This is a genomic window from Pseudomonas sp. D47 (assembly GCF_045447305.1).
In the GTDB taxonomy this organism is placed as follows: domain Bacteria; phylum Pseudomonadota; class Gammaproteobacteria; order Pseudomonadales; family Pseudomonadaceae; genus Aquipseudomonas.
The window spans coordinates 1-7425 of record NZ_JBJGXU010000115.1 but is presented as its reverse complement, the minus strand read 5'-3'; the positions used below and the strand labels follow the sequence as shown (position 1 = coordinate 7425).

Genomic DNA, 7425 nt, shown 5'->3' with positions numbered 1-7425 from the left:
AAAAGCCCCCCCATCACCCCAACTGCTTCTCCACCCACACCCCATAGGCATCAACAAACGCCTGCAAAAACGGCTTGGTCTTCTCCGACAATTTACCCGCCTCATCAAAGGCACTCCCCGCCCCACCCAGATAAGCCTCCGGCTGTTGCATACAAGGCACATTGAGAAACACCAGGGACTGGCGCAAATGGTGGTTAGCACCAAACCCACCAATGGCCCCAGGCGACACACTGATGACCGCCCCAGGCTTACCACTCCAGGCACTTTGCCCATAAGGCCGCGACCCCACATCAATCGCATTCTTCAACGCCGCCGGCACTGAGCGGTTATATTCCGGGGTCACAAACAACACCGCGTCGGATGAACTCACCTGTTTGCGCAAAGTACTGTAGGCTGCGGGCGGTGATGCCCCGTCGAGGTCCTCGTTGTAGAGCGGCAAATCGCCAATTTCCACAATGTTCAACTTCAGATTGGCTGGGGCCAGTTCGGCCAAGGCCAGGGCGACCTTGCGGTTGATCGACTCTTTTCTCAAGCTGCCAACCAGTACGGCAATCGTGTAGACCTTGCTCATTGAGGTTTTCCCGACGTCTGACTAAGGAGCTTGTAGTTATAAAGTCTTCACGGCAGGTTCACCAGCAGGTTTTGATAATCCCCAAGAGGTTTTCTACGCGATCACCTGCGTAGGAAGCGTCTGAAAAGATCAACGAATAGTATTTTTTTTCCATAGGTAAACTACCCCGCTCCATGACGGTCTACAGAACCGCAAATCGAGTGTTTATCTCCAGAGGTTCTAAACAGATGGCTGCAGTACTTGTCGGACAGTTCCATGCCAGAGACGCGGAAGGACGCGTGTATTCCGTGCATGAGTTCCAGGAATCCAACCCGGTGCAAGGCGACCAGGCTGGTTCGGCGCCCACCACTACCTACAAGCTGGCCATTGGCGATCGCGTAGAAAAAATGGAAGGCGATGAATTCAGACTGATCCAGTCGGACAAAATTATCACCCGCGAATCCCCAACGTTCCAGGCTTAATAAGCTCTCACCTTATCGACCTGCTCAGTCCTGGCCATTGACGGCATTGACTGGGCTGGTGATCAAGGCCGGCGAATCTCTGTCACCTCCACGCCCTGCCCGCCATCCACGTGCTTGAGCGTCACCATCAACCTCCCCCGCTCTCCTTCAACGGCATACAACGAACGTTTGTAGCCCGTCGTGCCATGCGCGGGATAGGCCACCACCTGCCTGACCAACGCAATCTCCAGCACCGCGCCCACCTGCGCATCCACCTGTTCCTGGGAACGGATAAACGCCTCGAGGGCGAGGTTTTCCGGCGTGTGTTCATCGGGAGTATTGAAGAGATAAGCAGCCACGCACCCCACGGTCACCAAGACCAGCAGTTGCTTGGCCGTTACCCCGAAGAAGATCGAGGGTAGAGGCATGTGAGACCAGACCTGTTTTTGTTGTATTGGTCGTTGATGATCAGAGCAGCCATTCTAATCAGGTCGATGGGTATTGCCAGATCTATCAGTTGTCGCCGTAGGTAATATCCTTGTTGTCGCCTACGCCGCCCAGGGTGCGGTCTTTGCCGAATGAGAACAGGTCGAAGGGCGTGTTCGGCTGGGTTGGCGGGTAGTGGTACTGGTAGGCAATGCCCCAAGGGTCATTCAGCAAGTCTTCGTTAACGTAGGGGCCTTTCCATTTCGCCTCGCCAACAAGTCGCGTGGTCAATGCCTCCAATCCCTCTTCATCCGTGGGGTAGCGACCGGTGTCTTGATGAAACCGTTCGACCGCCCTGCCCAATTCGCTCACCTGGGCCTTCGCCTGGGCTATTTCTGCCAGCGTGACATCGCCGAACAGCCGTGGCCCCACCGCCAGGGCCAGCAACCCGATAATGACCAACACCACCAGCACCGCCCAACGCGTAAAGCCATGCTGGGTGTGCACGCTGCCAATTGTTGCGGTATTGCCGGACATCGCAAGGCTCCCTGAAGGTTGGTCAGTTATTACACGTTTTGTATGACCCGCAGGTTGCAGTGGCGAGCACGCTTAACGGTAGCCGACCCGCGCTGTTTTTTCCCAAGCCATTGAAACCCCACCGTACTGAACATAGACTCCGGCGATGCGTTTACGTCATATCGAAGTGATTCAGGCCATCTTGCAGACCGGACACCTCGGCACGGCCGCCGAATGGTTGCAACTCCCCGTGGGCGACGTGGATGCAACCCTCAAGGACGCCGAGCAGCAATTGGGCTTCATGCTGTTTGCCAGTGTGCGCGGGCGTTTGCAGGCAACCCGTGAAACCCTTGAGCTGCAGGCACAAATCGCCCACCTCTACGAAGCACTGGAACCGGTACAACGCTTGGCCAGTCGCTTGAAACACCACCATGCCCCCACACTGCGCGCCTTGTGCACCCCGCCCCTGGCCAATCAACTGTTGCCGCAAAGTATCGCGCTGCTGCGTCGACGGTTCCAGGACACGCCGTGCAACCTGTCGAGCCAACCGACGCGGGAAATTGTCAGGAGCCTGCTCCTGCACGACGCCGATGTGGGCCTGAGCCTGCATGACCCGCAACACCCGCAAATCCAAAGCACTGTGCTGGCCGAGGGCAAACTGCAACTGCTCGCGCCCCATGGCTGGCTCAAACCCAAGCAAAAGTACATCGCGCTGCAGGACCTGGCCGGGCAGTCGATGATCGGGCTTGAGGGGCATGACCCGCTGAGCCGCCTGCTGGACGCCAAGCTGCACGCTCTGCGCCCACTGCCAGTGGTGCAGACGCGGGTGCAGACCTACCAGATGATGCGCAGCATGGTGGAAGCCGGGGAAGGCCTGGCGGTTGTCGACCCGTTCACCGCTTTTGGCGCGCGGGAGGTCGGGCTGGATAGTTGCCCGTTATCGCCACCCATTCCTGTCATCCTCTACGCATTGACGTTGAAGGACGCTGAACCCACGCCTGCGCTGAACGCGCTGCTGGAGATCGTCGCCAACAAGGCCGAGGCCCTGCTGGCCGGTACATCAGCGTCCACGCCTGCACCCTGAACCATGCCCCATCAGCGCCTTTCCTTGCACTGTCATCGACACAACACCTGACAGTCAGGGTGGAACCCCGTCCGTGGATTCTCACACCCACACACTGAAGAAGGCGCCTATCCGCGCTTTCTTGCGGACGATGTCCCATCACCATGGAAAGGATCCCCATGCCCATCATTCAATCTATCCCTGCTTCTCTACCGCTCACCAACCCTGCGATTCTCCCAGCCACGCAAGCCACGAATACTCAAGTGACCGAAGTCGCGGCCAACGACATAGGCCCTGACGAACTCGACAACCCACTGGCGCTGAAAAAAGCCTTTGCTGATCGCTGCAACTGGAACGAGCTGGCAACCAAACATCGCTGCTCGGTTCGGCCGAGGCGCAGGCGCTGGGCCGCGCCATACAAACCCAATTGGGCGGCATAGCGACCACTACCAGCGGCAATGACTACTTGCTGGCAGCCATCCACCTGAGCCTGGACCCGGAGCCCCTGCAAACGCCGGCGCGCAACACTCCATGCTCGATATCGTCATCCACGGTGACAAGGTCAATAATGACGGCATAGAGCATTGGGAAACCCAGGACAAGCGAATTCCCATTCTGGCGTTTTGCGCAAAATCCGCGAGCGGCAAACTGACGTCGCAGACGCCTTTGCCGAACGCTATAAACAGGCCGCAGAAGCCCTGAAAAAGGGTCACACGGGCCTGACCCAGTACCTGATCTCGACCTTGCCGCCGGAGGATAAGAAAAACTTCGAGTATGGCCAGCTCGAATTTTTCCGTACCGATGAATACAAGATGGGCACGGACTTCGTCACCCAGACCCTGACGAAAAGAGGTCACACGCTGGACGTGAAGATCACGCGCAATAAGCAAATCAGCGTTTATCGCATTGACACCCACGCCGGTACTCTTTCAAACCAATATGGCCTGAACGAAAAGTACTCGCCGCCCTACGACAAACTCGACGTAAAAGACGCCAGCAAACTCACTCGAACCCTGCGGTTTAACCCCCTCCCAGACGAACATGGCGAAAAAGCCGTAGAGAAACCAGCGCGCTCGCAAACGCCCAGGGCCTTTGACTCCGAGCGCACGGACTATATCGCCAGGGTGTACGCCCACGCCCTCGACTTACACAGTGATGACCTGCTCCAGCATGCCGGAGGGATGAAGCGCAGCCCGCGACAAGGCCAATGATGAGCTTAAGGGCGGGACAATCGTCGATGTGGTAAGCGGTACCCGCAAGTATTACGCGGACAAAGGCGTCACGGCGCCCGACAATATCCAGCAGACAGTACAGGAGGGGAAGCAGCGCTACATGGCGCTTCACCGTCAGTTGAAAGTCAAAGTGGGCGCCGAACATTCCTGGCTTGATACATAACCTTTTCAGCGCCGACACGCGGCCCGAACGTCAGCCAACAGCGACGTTCAGGCCGTTTCCAACTCTGACTTGAATAACCGATACCAAAAGATCGCCACTTCGCGGGTTTGTGGATCAATCCCGCGATAACGCAGTTGATCAATCCCGCCCATCACGTACCCGCAACGCTCATACAGGCGGCACGCGCCGAGGTTGTTGTTCTGGGTTTCGAGCATCATGCCCGGCAGGTTTTTCTTGCGGCTCCAGAACTGCGCCACGTCCAGCAACGCTTTCGCCACACCATGGCGCCGCGCCGGCAAGGCCACCGCCAGTTCGTCGACGTGGGCAAAGCCATTCCAGTTGGTGCTGACCACAACATGCCCCACCGCACGGTCATCCAGATAGGCCATGAAGATCGCACTGTCCGGTGCATCGCGGAAACTGGCGAATTCTTCCGGGTCGATGCCATAACACTTGCGATACGGCACGATGCGCTCCACGGGCCATTGTTCCACGCGCTGGCCCATCTGTGGCACGCCGTAGGCGTTGACTTCAAAGCTGAAATCGTTGCCCCACACGTAGGCATCAAAGCCTTCGTCAGCGACCCGCACACTGAGCCCCGGGTACTTCGGGTTCATTACAGCTTGCATAAACATCCTTAACCCTTGATGCAATCGACGGTGTAACAACGACCATTGCCATCGTCTTCGTGTTGCAACCCATGAACATCAGCGACAAAACCGGGAAAGCTGCTATCGAACGTCCGGGCAAAAGCCAGGTAGTCGATGATCGATCGCGTCGACTCGGTAAAGCGCTCGCCCGGCATGATCAACGGAATGCCCGGCGGATAAGGCACCAGCATCACGGCTGCGATGCGCCCTGGCAAGGCATCGATGGAAACCGCCTCCACTTCCCCCCTGACCAATTGGTCGTAGGCGTCGGCCGGCTTCATGGCGATTTCCGGCAATACCGTGTACATCCGCTTGAGGTGTTTGGCCGTGGCATTGCCACGGTAACAGCCGTGTAATTGATCGCACAGGTTGCGCAAGCCCAGGCCTTGATAGCGCGTTGGGCCCTGGGCAAACACCGATGGCAAGCAGCTTGCCAAGCTCACATTCGCGTCATAGCTGCGCTTGAACTCCAGTAATTCGGTGAGCAAGGTACTCCATTTACCTTTGGTTATGCCCATGGAAAACAACACGAGGAAGGAATACAGCCCGGTCTTTTCCACCACCAGCCCACGCTCCCAGAGGAATTTACTGACCACTGCGGCGGGAATCCCGCAGTCGCTCAAGGCGCCATCGGCGCTCAGGCCGGGCATCACCAGGGTCACTTTGATCGGGTCGAGCAGTACGTAATCTTCGGCCACATCGCCAAAGCCATGCCAGTCATCCTGCGGGTGCAGCAGCCAGTCAGCCGTAACGACCCGGTCGATGCCCGCCACAGATGGCGGCTGCCAGATGGAGAACCACCAATCCTCAGCAGCGATGTGCTGACGCAAGTTGGCCAGGGCTCGCCGAAAGCTCAGGGCCTCGTCAAACATTTCCTGCAACAACGAACGCCCGGCCGGGCCTTCCATCATTGCCGAGGCAACGTCCAGCGAGGCAATGATGCTGTATTGCGGCGAGGTGGAGATGTGCATCATGAACGCTTCGTTGAAGCGGTCGCGGTCCAGTTGCCGTGCGCCGCCATCCTGCACATGGATCATCGAGGCCTGGCTGAAGGCGGCCAGCAACTTGTGGGTCGAGTGGGTGGTAAACACCAGCGGGCTGTCCGGGGTGCGCGAGGTGCCCATGCCATAACGCCCGGCAAAGAACTCGTGGAAGGCCGCGTAGGCGTACCAGGCCTCGTCGAAGTGCAACACCTCGACACTGTTGCCCAATTGTTGCTTGATCAGCTCGGCGTTGTAGCACAGGCCGTCGTAGGTGGAATTGGTGACCACCGCCATCTTCACTTTGGTTGGCCGGCCACGGGTCAAGGGGCTGGCATCGATCTTGGCGCGGATCGACTCGGGGCTGAACTCACTCAAGGGAATCGGGCCGATGATCCCCAGTTCATTGCGTTCCGGGCACAGGTACAGCGGGATCGCGCCGGTCATGATGATCGAGTGCAACACCGACTTGTGGCAGTTGCGGTCGACCAGCACCAAGTCGTCGCGGCCGACCATGGAGTGCCAGACGATCTTGTTGGCGGTCGAGGTGCCGTTGATCACAAAAAACGTGTGATCGGCGCCAAAGTTACGCGCGGCGCGGGCTTCGGCTTCCGCCAACGGCCCGGTGTGATCGAGCAGCGAGCCCAGTTCCGGCACTGAAACGGACAAGTCAGAACGTAAGGTGTTTTCACCGAAGAACTGATGAAATGCCTGCCCTACCGGGCTCTTGCGATACGCCACGCCGCCGCCATGGCCGGGTGTGTGCCACGAGTAGTTGGAGTCGGCGGTGTGTTGCACCAAGGCTTTGAAGAACGGCGGCAACAAGCCATCAAGGTAAGTGCGCGCCGCGCGAGCGACTTGCCGAGCCAGAAACGGCACGGTGTCTTCGAACAAATAAAGAATGCCGCGCAGTTGGTTGAGTTCGCTCATGGCATCGGCCGGCGCATTTTCCAGGGTGACTTGCTCGCCCAGGGCAAAGATCGGCAGGTTGGGCGCCCTCACCCGCGCCAGGCGGATCAGTTCGACCATGTTTTGCAGCAGGTGGGTATTTTCCCCGGCGCCTTCGGCAGCGATCAACATGCACGCTAGGCCGTGATGGGTAGAAGCCACCAGCCGCCCTTCGGCGTAGTCCACGGCGGAAAAAATACTGAAGCCCTCTTGTTCCAGCTCTCGGGCGATGCCTCGAACCCGATCACCGGCAACGGTATCGGCCTTAATGTCGCGATGTACGATAAGAACAGGGAACTTCAGGTCTTTGTACATGAGTGCTGATAGTCCTGAGGGCTATGTACTCAGGGTAGAAGCTGGGAGCGGATGTGGCGAATGAAGATTTTACAGGCGCTGTAAATCAGCTGTGGGAGCTGGCTTGCCTGCGATGGGCATA

At 58.2% G+C, this 7425-nt stretch carries 9 protein-coding genes; 4 read left to right on the top strand and 5 right to left on the bottom strand.

Going from position 1 to position 7425, the window contains the following annotated elements; genetic code table 11:
• Positions 1–13 precede the first annotated feature (13 nt).
• Positions 14–571 (bottom strand): NADPH-dependent FMN reductase, encoded by a 558-nt coding sequence (locus tag ACI77I_RS31365; RefSeq protein WP_094953785.1) that lies wholly within the window; start codon positions 569–571, stop codon positions 14–16.
• Positions 572–798: 227 nt separating this feature from the next.
• On the opposite strand from ACI77I_RS31365, the gene ACI77I_RS31360 reads away from it, so the two are divergent.
• Complete coding sequence (locus tag ACI77I_RS31360) at positions 799–1032, top strand: hypothetical protein (RefSeq protein WP_094953786.1); 234 nt, start codon at positions 799–801, stop codon at positions 1030–1032.
• Positions 1033–1094: 62 nt separating this feature from the next.
• On the opposite strand, the gene ACI77I_RS31355 is transcribed toward ACI77I_RS31360, so the two are convergent.
• Positions 1095–1439 carry a hypothetical protein gene (locus ACI77I_RS31355; RefSeq protein WP_407000058.1) on the bottom strand — a complete coding sequence of 115 codons (345 nt, stop codon included), beginning with the start codon at positions 1437–1439 and terminating at the stop codon, positions 1095–1097.
• A gap of 85 nt (positions 1440–1524) precedes the next feature.
• The gene (gene gspG / locus ACI77I_RS31350) at positions 1525–1974 is read right to left on the bottom strand and encodes a type II secretion system major pseudopilin GspG (protein WP_094953788.1); all 450 of its coding nucleotides are present in this window, start codon (positions 1972–1974) and stop codon (positions 1525–1527) included.
• A 145-nt stretch (positions 1975–2119) separates the two neighbouring features.
• Between gspG and ACI77I_RS31345 the strand changes: the two genes are divergently transcribed.
• The 3 genes from ACI77I_RS31345 to ACI77I_RS31335 all read left to right on the top strand — a co-directional run bounded on the left by ACI77I_RS31345 (position 2120) and on the right by ACI77I_RS31335 (position 4227).
• A complete protein-coding gene (locus ACI77I_RS31345; protein ID WP_407000056.1) occupies positions 2120–3037 on the top strand; it encodes a LysR substrate-binding domain-containing protein in 918 nt (305 codons plus the stop codon).
• 158 nt (positions 3038–3195) lie between these two features.
• The gene (locus ACI77I_RS31340) at positions 3196–3456 is read left to right on the top strand and encodes a hypothetical protein (protein ID WP_407000054.1); all 261 of its coding nucleotides are present in this window, start codon (positions 3196–3198) and stop codon (positions 3454–3456) included.
• A gap of 183 nt (positions 3457–3639) precedes the next feature.
• Positions 3640–4227 carry a hypothetical protein gene (locus tag ACI77I_RS31335; RefSeq protein WP_407000052.1) on the top strand — a complete coding sequence of 196 codons (588 nt, stop codon included), beginning with the start codon at positions 3640–3642 and terminating at the stop codon, positions 4225–4227.
• A gap of 231 nt (positions 4228–4458) precedes the next feature.
• Here ACI77I_RS31335 and ACI77I_RS31330 read toward each other — a convergent pair whose 3' ends face one another.
• Complete coding sequence (locus ACI77I_RS31330; protein ID WP_094953791.1) at positions 4459–5028, bottom strand: GNAT family N-acetyltransferase; 570 nt, start codon at positions 5026–5028, stop codon at positions 4459–4461.
• A 20-nt stretch (positions 5029–5048) separates the two neighbouring features.
• On the bottom strand, positions 5049–7304 hold the full coding sequence (locus tag ACI77I_RS31325) for an Orn/Lys/Arg decarboxylase N-terminal domain-containing protein (RefSeq protein WP_407000050.1): 2256 nt from the start codon (positions 7302–7304) through the stop codon (positions 5049–5051).
• Positions 7305–7425: the final 121 nt, after the last annotated feature.